The organism is Bifidobacterium pongonis, assembly GCF_019331805.1.
GTDB classification, from domain to species: domain Bacteria; phylum Actinomycetota; class Actinomycetes; order Actinomycetales; family Bifidobacteriaceae; genus Bifidobacterium; species Bifidobacterium pongonis.
In genome coordinates, this window is sequence record NZ_JAHBBE010000034.1 from 1 (window position 1) to 14223 (window position 14223).

Below are 14223 nucleotides of genomic sequence, written 5' to 3' on the forward strand. Positions count from 1 at the left end.
TCCTGTCTCGCGCACTACCACGGGTCATCACGTGGTGAAAGAAGATGACGTTGCGCGAGTAGCCCAGCGGATTAGAGCAGCTGACTACGGATCAGCAGGTCGCAGGTTCGAATCCTGTCTCGCGCACTACCACGGGTCATCACGTGGTGAAAGAAGATGACGTTGCGCGAGTAGCCCAGCGGATTAGAGCAGCTGACTACGGATCAGCAGGTCGCAGGTTCGAATCCTGTCTCGCGCACCACCTTGAACCCCGTTGCTTCGCAGCGGGGTTTCTTCGTATCGGGGGAGCGGACGGGTGGTTCCGGGACATGATACACGGGTGTCTCATGGGTGAAGCTCAGGGCATAAAACGTTCATAATCTTTCGCTAGTGTGTAGGTGAATATGCAAAGCAGCCATGCCCGCACAGCGGCATGGTGGTAAGGAGAGCCGATGGCCGAGACACAAGCGCGAACACCGAATACATTCTGGACGGGGGTGCGACGAGTCGCCGCATCCGATCGATTGTCAGGCCTGATCATGCTCGGCTTCGCGCTTGCCGGTCTGGTACTGGCCAACCTGCCCGCCACCGCGCACCTGTTCGAAACGATCGCGGAAACGCATGTGGCCATTCCCCGCACGAACATCGATCTACCAATCGGCCATTGGGCACAGGACGGCCTGCTGACGGTCTTCTTCCTCATGGTGGGCCTCGACCTCAAACAGGAACTCACCACCGGTTCGCTCGCCAACCCCAAAGCCGCCGCAGTCCCCATGCTGTGCGCCGTGGGCGGCATGATGGTGCCCCCGGTCCTCTTCCTCGCCGTAACGGCGCTGTTCTCGCGTTTCGCGCCTCCCGGCCCCGGTCTTGAAACCATCGCATCCGGCGAAGTGTACTCGTATTCGGCCATCGCCCAAGGATGGGCGGTGCCGACCGCCACGGATATCGCGTTCTCGCTGGCAGTGCTCGCCCTGTTCGCCAAAGCGCTGCCCGGCTCGATCCGCGCGTTCCTCATGACCCTCGCCACCGTGGACGACCTGCTCGCCATCGTGCTCATCGCCCTGTTCTTCTCCTCCCTGAACGCCTGGTACTGGTTCATCGGCATCGCCATCTGCGCCGCCGCCTGGGCTTTCCTCGTGCGTCTCAAGCGCATCCCCTGGATCGTGGCCGGCATCGTGGGCATCCTCGCATGGGTGATGATGTTCGAAGCCGGCGTACACCCCACGCTCGCAGGCGTGCTGGTCGGCCTGCTCACGCCGTCGCGTGAAATCTACGGCGAGAAAACGCCTCGCGCCGCACGCTACCACGACAAGCTGCAGCCGCTGTCCGCACTCGTCGCCCTGCCGATCTTCGCCCTGTTCGCCACCGGCGTGCATTTCGAATCCCTGACCCTCGCACTGGTCGTCTCGCCCGTGGTGGTCGGCATCATCGTGGCCCTGGTGGTCGGCAAGCCGGTGGGCATCATGCTCGTCGCCTGGCTGAGCACGCACGTGGGCGGACTGAAAATGCCGAAGGGCCTGCGCGTGCGCGACCTGTTCCCGGCCGCCTGCGCCTGCGGCATCGGCTTCACCGTGTCGTTCCTGATCGCATCCCTGGCATACAAGAACCCCGAACTGTCCGCCGAAGCGCGTTTCGGCGTGCTGCTCGCCTCCCTGATCGCCGCCTCCATCTCCGGCGTGCTGCTCAGCCGCCAGTCGAAGCGTTACGCCGCGATGGATGCCGCGAAGAAGAAGGCCGGCGAACTCGACGCCGAGGAAACCGAAGTGGAAGAGCGTGCCGTGCTTGAAGACGGTACGCAGAGCGTCGTCATGAAGGCGTTCAGCCCGGAATGGCTCGCCAAGATGAAGGCCGGCAGGCAGGAACGCCAGTCGAAGAAGGACAACAGGTAGGCGCGCATATGAGCAGAAAACCATTCGACCGCACCTATCGCCGTGGCCCGGAGATTCTCCGAGGCAAACTGATTCCCAAGGACAGCTCCACCGCGGCGCTGCTGCAAGCGGAACAGCCGTCCGACTGGCTGCACATGGACCCGTGGCGCGTGCTGCGCATCCAATCCGAATTCGTGGAAGGATTCGACGCGCTTGCCAGTCTCGGCCCCGCCGTGACCATCTTCGGCTCCGCACGCACCGCGGAGGATTCGCCGTTCTATCAGGCGGCGGAACGCATGGGCAAGCTCATCGCCGAACGGGGAATCGCCGTGATCACCGGCGGTGGCCCCGGCATTATGGAGGCGGGCAATAGGGGAGCGGCCCTGGCCGGCGGCACGTCCGTCGGACTGGGCATCGAACTGCCGCACGAACAGGGCATCAACGATTACGTGAACCTCGGCATGACCTTCCGGTACTTTTTCGTACGCAAAACCATGTTCGTCAAATACTCCTCCGGGTTCATCGTCTGCCCGGGCGGGTTCGGCACGCTTGATGAGATGTTCGAGACGCTGACCCTGACACAGACGCACAAGGTGGACAGGAAACCGGTGGTGCTGTACGGCAGCGAATACTGGGGCGGCCTGTTCGACTGGCTGAACGGGCCGGTGAAGGACAATGGCATGATCAGCGGCGTCGACCCGCAGCTGGTGACCATCACCGACGATCCCGACGAGGCGGTTCGCGTGGCGACCGGCAGCATCGGTTCGTGATCGTGATTCGCCTCCCGTATGGGTGGTGAACGACTGAACGGGGTCGGGGAAGACTCGTGAGCGTGTTCCGCACACGTGAGTCTTCCCCGACCCCGTTCCTTGCATAACCAGCAGGGCGGGTGGAACACTTACATAAAGTGTTCCGCCCGCCCTGCTGTTGGTATGGTTCGGCGGTGCCGGTCAACGCCCGCTCAGCGTTTGACGGCGATGAGCAGACCCGTGCCGGTGGGGGTGAGCGCCGTATCGAAGCCCTCATCCGATTCCACGGTATCCAGCAGCTCTCTCATGGCGGTGGCCTTGGGGGAGCGGTCGGCGGGATTGATCACACCGCCGTTGGCGTCGTCATGCTCCAAGGCGAGCATATCCGTGAACACGATCGTGCCGTGTGGGCGCAGCAGGCGGGACGCCTGGGCGAAACTCGACGCGTAATTGCTGACATCGCCGGCCACGACGATCAGATCGTACACGTTGGCGTTCAGACGGGGCAGGAACGTGCCGGCGGTGGCGTTCACCGCACGAAGCGTGGTACCGGTGCCGTCCTGAATACGATCGAAGGACTTGCGGATCAGCGCGATGCCCTCGGCGGAGGAATCCACGGCGGTCAGCTGGCCCTCACCATCCAAGCCGCGCACCAATTCCAGCGTTTCCACCAAGGAAGCCGTACCTACGGCTATGACGGATTTCGCATTCGTCAAACGAACCAGCGTGGCCAGCAACGCGGCCTGCGTGGCGGAACCCTGCGGCAAGCCGGCCTCCTGGGCCTTATGGCGCAGCTCGACCAGATCGGCGGATTGACGGGCCGTGGCATGTTCCTCCACATAGTCCCACGCCTTCGCCAGATTCTCGTAAGTGGTGTGATTCATACAGTCATCTCCTTCTCGTCCGCTTGCCTTGCCGGTCAGCGTTCCCTGACCTTGGCCACGATCTGCCACATCTCCTCGCCGACATCGATGCCGCGCGGGCACTGGCGCGAGCATGCGCGCACCGACTGGCAGGCGGCGACACCGTCCGCGGTGTCGATGGCATCCATACGTTCGGCCGCCTTGACATCACGGGAATCGTTGACGAAACGGCTGGACCAGATCAGCGCGGCGGGGCCGATGAACGCGTCGCCACCGGCGAACACCGGGCAGGAGCCTTCGCACACACCGCAGGCGATGCAGTTGGTCAGACGTTCGTACCGGGCGAGCTGCTCGGGATTCTGCAGGTATTCGAACACGTCGACCTTGCCGTCCTTCGTGGTGGCCAGCACGCCGTCCGCCTCCAAGGCGGGCTTGAGCTTCTTCAACTGTTCGAGCATCGGATCGATGTCGGCGATAAGATCGCGCTGCACGGGGAAACCGGGGAGCGCGGCGAGTTCGATGACGCCGAGGCTGCCATCGTTCGCGGCGGAATCCTCACCGGACGTCTCGTTCGCGCCGTTCACGTCATCGGTGCGACGGAACCCCTCATCATCCGTCTGAGCCGCGGCGTTATCCGGCTTGACCCAATCCTTCAACGTGGCGGTGCACAGTAGGGTGGGGGTGCCGTTGATGGACACCGCGTCCGAACCGCACATGCCGTGACCGCAGGAGTAGCGGAACGCCAGCGTGGGGTCGACGGTGCGCTTGATGGTCAGCAGGCAGTCGAGCACGGTATCTTCCGGACGGGCTTCGATCACATAATCCTGCGTCCACTGCTTGCCGCGCGGACGGCGACGTGCCGGAGCCTCGGCCGCCGAACCGAAGGGGGAGCTCTTGCGTGCGAACGGGCTGCCTCCCCGGTCGCGGTTGCGTTCCGGACGTGGAGCGAATCGGTTCACTCGCAAAGTCACCGTGGTGTTCGTCATGCGCGCGCCTCCTGTTCGTGGAATCCAGCAAGATATTGTGCCATAAGGCGTCGCCCGCCGTGGGGCGTGGAAATCGTCATCATGATGCTCATCAGTATTCGCGCTTCTTCGGAGGCATATCGACGATGTGGACCGGCTGCCAGGAGACCTGGTTCGTGGCATCCGTCATGGAATGGGACAGGAAATGCTCGTCGTCGCGCTCAGGGAAATCGGTGCGCTTCAGCGAGCCGCGGGACTCGTGGCGGGCATCGGATGCCGTGAGCATGGTCTTGGCGAGCGTGATCAGATGCCTCGCCTCCCAGATGGCCGTGATCTCCTGGTTGAACGTGGCCGCCTTGTCGTGCGCGGCGAGCGCCTGTGCGCGGGGCGCGAGATCGTTGTCGATCGCTTCGATGGCTTCGGCGAGGGACTGGGCGTCGCAGCGTACCGCGGCGGCGTGTTCCATGGTCGACCCGAGTTCGGCCATCAGACGGTAGGGATTGTCGTTGGTGTTGTCGGATGCGCCCGCGAGCAGCGTGTCGAGTTCGTTTTGGCGTGCGCTCAGCGCGGCGCTCATGGCCGTGTCTTGCTCGGTGGCGGTGTCGGCTTCGCCGGTTGCCGCCGTTTCGGCGATGCGGGAGGCGAGGGACTTGCCGGAACGGGTGCCGAACAGGCAGGCGTCGAGCAGGGAGTTCGCGCCGAGACGATTCGCGCCGTGCACGGACACGCAGGAGCATTCGCCGGCCGCGTACAGGCCTTCGATGATACGGCGCTCGCCGTTCTCCCAACGGTACACTTCGCCGTTGGTGGTGACGGGGATGCCGCCCATGGTGTAGTGGGCGGTGGGCTTGACCGGCACGAAATCGTGCGTCGGGTCGATGCCGGCGTATTTGCGGATGGTTTCGACGACCTGGGGGAGTGCCTGCTCCATGTGTTCGGGGTCGATGCCCGTCATGTCGAGCCACACGCAATCCTTGGGGCCGTCTGGGTCCTTCGGGTCGGCGACGCCGCGACCGGCGTCGATTTCGGCCATGATGGAACGGCTGACCACGTCTCGGGCCGCAAGATCGGCATGACCGGGAGCGTACTTCTCCATGAAGGCTTCGCCGTCGGCGTTGCGCAGCACGCCGCCTTCGGCGCGGGAGGCTTCGGACAGCAGGATGCCGGTGTGGGCCAGCCCGGTGGGGTGGAACTGCACGAATTCGCAGTCCTCAAGCTGCAGGCCGGCGGCCAGGGCCAATGCCATGCCGTCGCCGGTGAGATCCCAGGAGTTGGAGGTGGTGTGGAACAGTCGCCCTGCGCCACCGGTGGCGAACAGGACGTTGTGCGCGTTCACGGCGTGCAGTTTGCCCGCATGGGTGTCGAAGGCGATGACGCCGGCGGCTCGGGTGCCATCCTCGTTGAGCACCAGATCGGTGACGTACCATTCCTCGGCGAATTCCACGCCGTTGGAGACGCACTGCTGCCACAGGGCGTGCAGGATCTGGTGGCCGATACGGTCGGCGGCGTAGGCGGCGCGGCGGACGGGCTGACCGCCGAATTCGCTGGTGTGGCCACCGAAACGACGCTGCGCGATGTGACCGTCCTCGGTGCGGGAGAAGGCCACGCCCTGACGTTCCAGGTTGATGACGGTTTCGGGCGCATATTCGGCGAGCAGTTTGGCGGCATCCTGATCGACCAGCCAATCGCCGCCCTTGACGGTGTCGTAGTAATGCCAATGCCAGTCGTCGTGCTCCACGTTGCCCAGCGCGGCGGCGATGCCGCCTTCGGCGGAACCGGTGTGCGAGCGCAGGGATTGGAGTTTCGAGATCACGAGGATGTTCGGCTCCCTGCCGTTCTCCTTCATCTCCTTGAACGCGTCGGATCGGAGCAGTCCCAATGCCGCGGACAGGCCGGCCGCTCCGGCGCCGACGATCACCGCATCATACATATCTTCCAAGTGCTTCGGACTCATACTTGTTATTGTCACACAAGGGGTGACTTGTCTCGCATATTGGCTGCGGCGTTTTTCCAAGGCGCGGCGAGATCGGCCGGATGGGCCTTGTGTTGCGGACGGTGGCGTGTTTCGTGGCCGGGCGCATAATGGTCGTATGGTCGAGGAGTCGTTCAACAGCCGTGTGTATGCGGTGGTGTGTGGGATACCGCGTGGCAAGGTCGCCACGTATGGGCAGGTCGCGGCGCTGATCGGGGCGCCGAGATGCGCGAGGATGGTGGGGTATGCGCTGCATGCCAACCCGCAGGAGGGTGTGATCCCCTGCCATCGCGTGGTGTTCCGTGACGGTTCGCTGGCACCGGGGTTCGCGTTCGGCGGGCCGGATGCGCAGCGTGCGCTGTTGGAGGATGAGGGTGTGACGTTCGTGCCGCCCAAGAAGGGCGGTAATGCCGGCGACGGCGGGTGGCGGGTCGATTTGGAGCGGTGCCGTTGGCAGGCGTAGCGCCCGCCGGTCGCCGACCGTTCCGCCGTTAGACGTGATGTGCTAGGTGTTGGGCGTTAGACGAGTGTGGCCACGCCGTCGTAACGGAGTAGGCCGCGAGCCTCCAATGCGCCGATGTCGGCCATCACCTGGCCGATGCCGATGCGTTCCGAAGCGGGCGCCCCGCCGTTGAGCGCGGCGAGCAGCGCGTCCGGCGTGGCATGCATGCGCCTGCGGTTGCAGGAGCGGATCGCGCCGATCAGATCGCGTTGCGAAGCCGACAATCCCATGTTTTCCGCGCGTTTCGCGTTGTCTGTGCCGTCCGCGTTACCCGCACTGGCCGCGCCGTCTGCGCCGACCATGCCGGACGATGTGTGCGCGGCACCGTCCATTCCGCAGCGGTCCGTGAATACGGGCTCGTGCGGCGCGTGGCAGAATTCGGTGATGCCGGACGTGCTGGTGAGGATGATCGCCTCGGCCCGTGAGATCAGACGATTGCAGCCGGCATTGTTCGGCGCGGTGATCTCGCCGGGCGCCGCAAGAACCACACGATCGAGATCATTGCCCCAACCGGCGGTGTTCAACGCGCCGGAACGCACACGCGCCTGCGCCACCACGACGGTGGACGACAATGCGGCGATGATGCGATTGCGCAACAGGAATCGACGGGCCTCCGGAATGGTATCCGGGCACATCTCGCTGATCAACGCGCCGCCATATTCCCGCATCGCTTCGAACAGACGCATGTTCGACGATGGGCCGATATGGTTGAGTCCGCCTGCGAACACCGCCACCGTTCTGCCCGCCGCCTCAAGACCGCGCTGCCGTACCGCGTCGAGCGCACCCCAATGCGCCGCGGCATCCGTGCCCAATGCGCCGCCGGAAACGATCAGATGCCCGTCCGAAGCGGCCCGTGCCGCCACCTCGCGGGCCACAAGCCGCCCGTAATCGGTCACGCCACGGGAACCGACCACCGCCACCGGCGACGCGCAGCTCGTCAACGCACGCGCATCGCCCATGCCCCACAGGCATAGGGGAGCGGCCCAATCCTTATGCGTCGACAGATCGGTCAACTGGGCGGGCCATGCGGCATCCTGCGGGCCGATCAGCCATTGCGAGCCGTCCATGGTGAACCAGCCCTCCAACCCATGCCAATCCAGCGATGGCAATACGCCAAGCCGTGCATGCCAACCCTCCACGGAACGCCGGAACACCTTCACCGCGCGATTGTCCGGCTTGCGCCCCCAGCGGGACAATCCGACGAGGAACGTCCCCTCAAGCTTGCGCATCGCGGCATCGCACCCGGCCGTGCCGGGAAGGGATTCGATGAGCAGCCGCAACGCCTCGGCCGCGTTCCCCGCGCCCTTGACCGTCGCATACATCAACGCGTCCGCGCCATCAAGACAGAACGTCAGCACCGCGCGGGCCAACGCATCCTCCCGAGGTCGGGAATACAAGGATTGCCTTACTGCCATATCAGCCTGACTCCTTCGCCTCTCACAAATGGGTACGCAGGGCGATGCCCTGGGTCACTTCGTCGCGACCTGGACTGGAAAGCCCCTTGAGATCGGCAAGCGTCCACGCCAAACGCATCGCGCGATCCGCGCCGCGCAGACTCAGACGCTGCGTCTCCAACGCCTCGTTGACCGGTTCAAGCGCCTCACGTGACAGATGCTCGCGCATCCATGTGCCCGAAGCCTGGGCGTTGCACGTCCACCCCATGCCGGAGAACCGTTCCCGCGCCGCCTGCCTCGCCTCGATGACCCGCGCGCGGATCTCGGCGCTGGTGGGGCGCGGTTCGAGCATCTCGCGGTCAAGCAGAATACGTGAGACGGGCGGCACCTCCACCTGAATGTCGATACGGTCGAGAATCGGCCCCGACAGGCGGGCGAAATATCGTTGCCGCTCACGCTCCGTGCAACTGCAGCGTTCGCCGGTACCGTACGACATGCCGCACGGGCAGGGATTCGCCGCCATGACCAGCTGGAACGAAGCCGGGTAATAGGCCGTGCCCTTCGAACGGGACACCGCCACATAGCCCGATTCCAACGGTTCGCGCAAGGTCTGCAGCGAGCGCGCGGAGAACTCCGGCGCCTCGTCCATGAACAGCACGCCGCGATGCGCCTTCGTGATCGCGCCCGGCATGGCCACGCCGCTGCCGCCACCCACCAGCGCCGGGGTGGAGGATGTGTGGTGCGGTGCTTCGAACGGCGGCACGTCGCTGATGCCGTATGCGGGCAGCGTGCCGCACAGCGAACGGATGGTAGCCACTTCAAGCTGTTCGGCCTCCGTCAGCGGGCACATGATGCCCGGCATACGCGAAGCCAGCATCGTCTTGCCGGAACCGGGCGGGCCGGTCATCAGCAGATGATGCCCGCCCGCAGCCGCGACCTCCATCGCCCATTTCGCATACTCCTGGCCCACCACCTCGCTCATGTCGCCCGCGGAGGGAATCACCATCGACGGGGCGCCATCCATGGCGACGGCGCGGCCGGGCGGCTCGTCCGGCAGACGGTAGCTGGCTTCGCCGCCCATCATCTCGATGAGTTCGCCCACATGGCGCACGCCGAGCGTATCCAAACCGTCGATCAGCCCGGCCTCCTCCATATTCGCCTGCGGCACGATCACCCGTTCGAGACCCTGATCGCGGGCATGCAGCAGGATCGGCAGCAGGCCGTTCACCGGCAGCACCGTACCGTCGAGGTTCACCTCGCCGACCACCACGGTGGACAGCAGGCTCTCATGGGGTATCGCGCCCGCCGCGCACAGCACCGCGGCGGCGATGGCCAGATCGTAGGATGAGCCGCGTTTCGGCATGGACGCGGGGGAGAGGTTCACTGTCACGCGCGTCTGCGGCCAGGGGAAGCCGCTCGCCTGGCATGCCGATTTCACGCGTTCGCGCGCTTCGGACAGCGACGTGTCGGGCAGGCCGATGATGGAGAAGTAGGGGAGCCCCGGGCTGATGAATGCCTGCATGGTGACGGTGAACGCCTTCAGACCCACAAGCCCTACGGATAAGGTGCCGCCGATCGCCATCAGAACGCCCCCGGAATGCAGTGGACCGCGACCTGACCGCCATGCACGGTCACGGTGACGACGTCGAAACGCATGCCGCCGCGTCGCCTCAGACGAGGGCCGGCGGCCTCCAGCCATTGCAGGGCGGCGCGGCGAAGATTCGCCTGTTTGGCCGGGGTGACGGCCTCCTGCGGCGTGCCGAATCGGTTGCCACGCCGCGTCTTCACCTCGACGAACACGATCTGGCCGCTTGTACTGAGCGCGACGATGTCGAGCTCGCCGTAACGGCAATGCCAGTTGCGGTCCAGAATGCGCCAGCCGCGGCGTTCCAGCCATGCGGCCGTATAGGATTCGCCGAGTGCGCCCACCTGCCGGCTGGACACCTCCGTGCCGCATAGGCGGGCGGCGATGGACTCCATCGTCTCGTTGAGGCGCTCGCCGGGGGATTCGCCGGAGCGCTCGTTGGAATATTCGCCGGAATGTTCGCCGTCGAATCGTGATTGTTGAACAGTGCTTGTATCGATCATGGGTCCACTGTGCCGTAGGCGTGCGCGGGAACGCCAGCTGTGCGGGCGATGTGGACGGGACCCCCGGCGCCGGGCGTGTCGTGGATAACGTGTGGATAAATCACGACAATCCACAATCGCCCGGCAGGCGGATCGGGAAGAAACCGGCCGATGATCGGAACCGTTAGCGGCGCACCAGCCGCGTCATCTCGTCCAGATCCAGTTCGAAACTCACGCCGCGCTCCTCATGATGCGGCTGGTCGAGCGTGCTTTCCATGGCATGACGCACGAACTCGCCGGCGATGCGCGCGGATTCGGCCAACGGTCTGCCGGCCATCACCGCGCCGCACAGCGCCGAGGCGAACGCGTCGCCGGTGCCATGCGTCATGAACGGCAGCTTGTCGTGCACGAGCTCGTGGCGGCCCGCCGCGCCGGTGGATGCACTGGCCACGACATTGCGGATCTTGCCGTCGTCACGGTCGATGCCCTTCAACACCACGTTCTTCGCACCCAAGCCCAGCAGCGCGTCGATGATCTCATCGACCTGCGCGTCGCTGAGATGCTGCCCCGGGTATTCACGGCTGGTCAGGATGGCCGCCTCCGTCAGATTCGGCATCAGCACGTCCGCGCCGTCCGCCAGCGTGCACATGGCCTCGCACAGTTCGGGCGTGTACGTGGGGTAGGTGTGGCCGCCGTCGCCCATCACCGGGTCCACCAGACGCAGGGCATGCGGGTATTCGGCGTACAGGCGCTTGATGATCGCGACCTGCTCCGCCGAGCCGAGGAAACCGGAATACACGCCGTCGAGCTCCACGTTCTCCTTGCGCCAGGCGTCAAGATAACCGTCCAGAATCTCGGTCGTATCGTGGAAGGTGTACACGGCGTACCGCGTATGCGCCGAGAACAAAGCCGTCGGCACCGGGCACACGTCGCATCCGGCCGCCGACAGGATCGGAATGGCCGCCGTCAGGGAGCACTTGCCGTACCCGCACATGTCGTGGACCGCGGCCACGCGCGGAATATACCGCGGGTCGCGGTCGAACAGGATCGCATCATCCATGGGAAACCTCTTTCGCTGCGTATCGTTCATGATCTTCGATCGATCGTTCGACTCCCGGTTGTAGACATTCCCGTTGACTTCGCGCGAGGCTTCACCCCACGGGGCAATCCGTGCGCCTCGCCGTTCCCCGCCGCTATCCCGTCATCGCCCCGCAGACGCCCGCCGCGCAGCGCGCCCGCCGGCGTGTCGCACGGTTCGCTCCGGGTTTTTCCGGCCGCCCCGCACCCCGCGGAAGCCAATGATGCCAACGGTTGATAAGGGGGTATAGGCAAGTGCGATAACGTTCGGCTTGCGCCGGGCTCTCCCGCCGACCTATTCTCGCTACCAACAACCGGCCAACCAAACCCCACGGGGAACGGGCGGCCGGACAGGACGCAAGGACCACCACCCACCACCCACAAGGAGCATCATCATGGCGGACACCAAGAACTACCGTTTTGAAACCCTGCAGCTGCACGTCGGCCAGGAGCAGGCCGACCCGGCCACCGATTCCCGCGCGGTGCCGATCTACCAGACCACCAGCTACGTCTTCCACAACTTCGATCACGCCGAAGCCCGCTTCGGACTGGCCGATCCGGGCAACATCTACGGCCGCCTGACCAACTCCACCCAGGGCGTGTTCGAGGATCGCATCGCGGCCCTCGAAGGCGGCACCGCAGGTCTGGCCGTCGCATCCGGCGCCGCGGCAGTCGAATACGCGGTGCGCAACATCACCCAGTCCGGCGATCACATCGTCGCCGCCAAGAACATCTACGGCGGCACCTTCAACCTGCTGCGCCACACCCTGCCGCGCGACGGCATCACCACCACCTTCGTCTCCGCCGAGAACCCGCAGGAGTTCGAGGACGCCATCCAGGAGAACACCAAGCTCGTCTACTTCGAAACCTTCGGCAATCCGAACGCCGACCTGCCCGACTTCGAAGCCATCACCGAGATCGCGCACAAGCATCATCTGCCGGTGATCGTCGACAACACCTTCGCCACCCCGTACCTGTTCCGCCCGCTGGAGCACGGCGCCGACGTGGTCGTCGAATCCGCGACCAAGTTCATCGGCGGCCACGGCACCACCCTCGGCGGTGTGATCGTGGAAGGCGGCAACTTCAACTGGGCCGAAGTGCCGGGCAAGTTCCCGACCCTGACCGAGCCGGACCCCTCCTACCACGGCCTGAACTTCTACGAGGCCCTCGGCGGCTCCGCGTTCGTGACCCGCATCCGCGCCATCCTGCTGCGCGACACCGGCGCCACCCTGTCCCCGTTCGCCGCGTTCCTGCTGCTGCAGGGCACCGAAACCCTGTCGCTGCGCGTCGAACGCCACGTCGAGAACGCCCTGAAGGTCATCGACTACCTGAAGACCGTGCCGGAAGTCGAATCCATCTCCCACCCGTCCATCGAAGGCCGCAAGGACAACGAGCTGTACAAGAAGTACTTCCCGAACGGCGGCGGCTCCATCTTCACTTTCGACATCAAGGGCGGCAAGGACGCGGCACGCGTGTTCATCGACAACCTGCACCTGTTCAGCCTGCTGGCCAACGTGGCCGACGCCAAGAGCCTCGTGATCCACCCGGCATCCACCACCCACTCCCAGGAGACCCTGGAGGAGCTGGAGGATCAGGGCATCCACCAGGGCACCATCCGCCTGTCCATCGGCACCGAGAACATCGAGGACATCCTCGACGACCTCAAGGGCGGTTTCGCGGCTCTGCGCGAATCCGGTCTGGCCAAGTGAGCCGAACCGATAATCAAGACCGGGCGGACGCCGGGACGGTAAGAACGCATACGTAAGGGGGTATGCAAGGGGAGCCGTCGGGTGTACGCTCACAAGGGGCCGGTATCGCGCCGCAACACGCGATGCCGGCCCCTTTCGTATGCGCGCCGTGCCGCTGTCACGCGGGAACCATCCTTTCGGATGAGGGGCGAGGGCCATAATCGCCCCGACGCATGATGCCGCGCACCGCCCCGTTTCCGTAAGGTTGCTCCCAGAAGGCCCGATACGGGCCGATCGAATGTGAGGAGCAACGATATGACACAGACAACCCCCGCCATGAACGAACCCGCCGCCATCGAGGCCCACGGGCTGGTGAAGGATTACGGTTCCGGCGACAGCGTGGTACACGCCCTGCGCGGCGTGGACGTGGCGTTCGCCCGCGGCCAGTTCACCGCCATCATGGGCCCCTCCGGCTCCGGCAAATCCACGCTGATGCACACCATGGCCGGGCTCGACAGCGCCACCGACGGCCATATCATGTTCGGCCGCCGCGACCTGACCGAGATGAACGACAACCAGCTCACCCTGCTGCGCCGCAACCAGATCGGCTTCATCTTCCAAAGCTTCAACCTGCTGCCCATGTTCACCGCGGAGCAGAACATCCTCATGCCGCTCACCCTCGCGGGCAAAAGGGCCGACCGCCGCTGGTTCAACCTGCTGGTCAAGACCCTCGGCCTTGAGGAGCGACTCGACCACAGGCCCAACGAGCTTTCGGGCGGCCAACAGCAGCGCGTGGCCATCGCCCGCGCGCTCATCACCAAGCCCAAGCTGGTGTTCGCCGACGAACCCACCGGCAACCTCGATTCCGTTTCCAGCGCGGAAGTGCTGAGCTTCCTCAAGCGTTCCGTCGACGAACTCGGCCAGACCGTCATCATGGTCACCCACGACGCCGTCGCCGCCTCCTACGCCGACCGCGCCATCGTGTTCGCCGATGGCCAGATCGTGGCCGACGAAATGCACCCGACCGCCGAACGCATGAACGAACTGCTCATGAGGCAGCGCAAGCAGGCCGCGGCCGCCATGCGTTCCGGACGCTGAA

General features: G+C 65.1%; 12 protein-coding genes and 2 tRNA genes. 7 read left to right on the plus strand and 7 right to left on the minus strand.

Annotation, left to right across the window (positions count from 1 at the left end; genetic code table 11):
• The first annotated feature begins 52 nt into the window (after positions 1 to 52).
• The 4 genes from KIH75_RS08235 (at position 53) to KIH75_RS08250 (ending at position 2617) form a co-directional block, all read left to right on the plus strand.
• Positions 53 to 126, plus strand: a tRNA-Arg gene (locus KIH75_RS08235).
• Between the two features lie 38 nt (positions 127 to 164).
• A tRNA-Arg gene (locus KIH75_RS08240) sits at positions 165 to 241 on the plus strand.
• A 190-nt stretch (positions 242 to 431) separates the two neighbouring features.
• Complete coding sequence (locus KIH75_RS08245) at positions 432 to 1868, plus strand: Na+/H+ antiporter NhaA (RefSeq protein WP_236028164.1); 1437 nt, start codon at positions 432 to 434, stop codon at positions 1866 to 1868.
• Positions 1869 to 1876: 8 nt separating this feature from the next.
• Positions 1877 to 2617 carry an LOG family protein gene (locus KIH75_RS08250; protein ID WP_219056266.1) on the plus strand — a complete coding sequence of 247 codons (741 nt, stop codon included), beginning with the start codon at positions 1877 to 1879 and terminating at the stop codon, positions 2615 to 2617.
• A 191-nt stretch (positions 2618 to 2808) separates the two neighbouring features.
• On the opposite strand, the gene KIH75_RS08255 is transcribed toward KIH75_RS08250, so the two are convergent.
• From KIH75_RS08255 to KIH75_RS08265, 3 genes are all read right to left on the minus strand, one after another.
• A complete protein-coding gene (locus tag KIH75_RS08255; protein WP_219056267.1) occupies positions 2809 to 3480 on the minus strand; it encodes an O-methyltransferase in 672 nt (223 codons plus the stop codon).
• A gap of 35 nt (positions 3481 to 3515) precedes the next feature.
• The gene (locus tag KIH75_RS08260) at positions 3516 to 4445 is read right to left on the minus strand and encodes a succinate dehydrogenase/fumarate reductase iron-sulfur subunit (RefSeq protein ID WP_219056268.1); all 930 of its coding nucleotides are present in this window, start codon (positions 4443 to 4445) and stop codon (positions 3516 to 3518) included.
• Between the two features lie 91 nt (positions 4446 to 4536).
• Positions 4537 to 6378 (minus strand): FAD-binding protein, encoded by a 1842-nt coding sequence (locus tag KIH75_RS08265; RefSeq protein ID WP_219056269.1) that lies wholly within the window; start codon positions 6376 to 6378, stop codon positions 4537 to 4539.
• Between the two features lie 136 nt (positions 6379 to 6514).
• Between KIH75_RS08265 and KIH75_RS08270 the strand changes: the two genes are divergently transcribed.
• Positions 6515 to 6859, plus strand: coding sequence for an MGMT family protein (locus KIH75_RS08270; RefSeq protein ID WP_219056270.1), 345 nt, complete (start codon positions 6515 to 6517; stop codon positions 6857 to 6859).
• A gap of 56 nt (positions 6860 to 6915) precedes the next feature.
• Here KIH75_RS08270 and KIH75_RS08275 read toward each other — a convergent pair whose 3' ends face one another.
• From KIH75_RS08275 to KIH75_RS08290, 4 genes are all read right to left on the minus strand, one after another.
• Positions 6916 to 8313 (minus strand): DNA-processing protein DprA, encoded by a 1398-nt coding sequence (locus KIH75_RS08275; protein WP_219056271.1) that lies wholly within the window; start codon positions 8311 to 8313, stop codon positions 6916 to 6918.
• 22 nt (positions 8314 to 8335) lie between these two features.
• Positions 8336 to 9874 carry a YifB family Mg chelatase-like AAA ATPase gene (locus KIH75_RS08280; protein ID WP_219056272.1) on the minus strand — a complete coding sequence of 513 codons (1539 nt, stop codon included), beginning with the start codon at positions 9872 to 9874 and terminating at the stop codon, positions 8336 to 8338.
• A complete protein-coding gene (locus KIH75_RS08285; protein ID WP_236028167.1) occupies positions 9874 to 10272 on the minus strand; it encodes a YraN family protein in 399 nt (132 codons plus the stop codon). The genes KIH75_RS08280 and KIH75_RS08285 overlap by 1 nt, the downstream gene beginning before the upstream one ends.
• A gap of 271 nt (positions 10273 to 10543) precedes the next feature.
• Positions 10544 to 11419: a pyridoxamine kinase gene (locus KIH75_RS08290; RefSeq protein WP_219056274.1), complete on the minus strand. Its 876-nt coding sequence runs from the start codon at positions 11417 to 11419 to the stop codon at positions 10544 to 10546.
• Between the two features lie 412 nt (positions 11420 to 11831).
• Here KIH75_RS08290 and KIH75_RS08295 point away from each other — a divergent pair, with 412 nt between their 5' ends.
• Positions 11832 to 13145 carry an O-acetylhomoserine aminocarboxypropyltransferase/cysteine synthase family protein gene (locus KIH75_RS08295; RefSeq protein WP_219056275.1) on the plus strand — a complete coding sequence of 438 codons (1314 nt, stop codon included), beginning with the start codon at positions 11832 to 11834 and terminating at the stop codon, positions 13143 to 13145.
• 294 nt (positions 13146 to 13439) lie between these two features.
• On the plus strand, positions 13440 to 14222 hold the full coding sequence (locus KIH75_RS08300) for an ABC transporter ATP-binding protein (protein WP_219056276.1): 783 nt from the start codon (positions 13440 to 13442) through the stop codon (positions 14220 to 14222).
• Position 14223 lies beyond the last annotated feature (1 nt).

Bases quoted from the DNA above. Each gene is read 5' to 3' on its own strand.
- KIH75_RS08245 (WP_236028164.1), top strand. From the start codon at position 432: ATGGCCGAGACACAAGCGCGAACACCGAATACATTCTGGACGGGGGTG.
- KIH75_RS08250 (WP_219056266.1), top strand. From the start codon at position 1,877: ATGAGCAGAAAACCATTCGACCGCACCTATCGCCGTGGCCCGGAGATT.
- KIH75_RS08255 (WP_219056267.1), bottom strand. From the start codon at position 3,480: ATGAATCACACCACTTACGAGAATCTGGCGAAGGCGTGGGACTATGTG.
- KIH75_RS08260 (WP_219056268.1), bottom strand. From the start codon at position 4,445: ATGACGAACACCACGGTGACTTTGCGAGTGAACCGATTCGCTCCACGT.
- KIH75_RS08265 (WP_219056269.1), bottom strand. From the start codon at position 6,378: ATGAGTCCGAAGCACTTGGAAGATATGTATGATGCGGTGATCGTCGGC.
- KIH75_RS08270 (WP_219056270.1), top strand. From the start codon at position 6,515: ATGGTCGAGGAGTCGTTCAACAGCCGTGTGTATGCGGTGGTGTGTGGG.
- KIH75_RS08275 (WP_219056271.1), bottom strand. From the start codon at position 8,313: ATGGCAGTAAGGCAATCCTTGTATTCCCGACCTCGGGAGGATGCGTTG.
- KIH75_RS08280 (WP_219056272.1), bottom strand. From the start codon at position 9,874: ATGGCGATCGGCGGCACCTTATCCGTAGGGCTTGTGGGTCTGAAGGCG.
- KIH75_RS08285 (WP_236028167.1), bottom strand. From the start codon at position 10,272: ATGGAGTCCATCGCCGCCCGCCTATGCGGCACGGAGGTGTCCAGCCGG.
- KIH75_RS08290 (WP_219056274.1), bottom strand. From the start codon at position 11,419: ATGGATGATGCGATCCTGTTCGACCGCGACCCGCGGTATATTCCGCGC.
- KIH75_RS08295 (WP_219056275.1), top strand. From the start codon at position 11,832: ATGGCGGACACCAAGAACTACCGTTTTGAAACCCTGCAGCTGCACGTC.
- KIH75_RS08300 (WP_219056276.1), top strand. From the start codon at position 13,440: ATGACACAGACAACCCCCGCCATGAACGAACCCGCCGCCATCGAGGCC.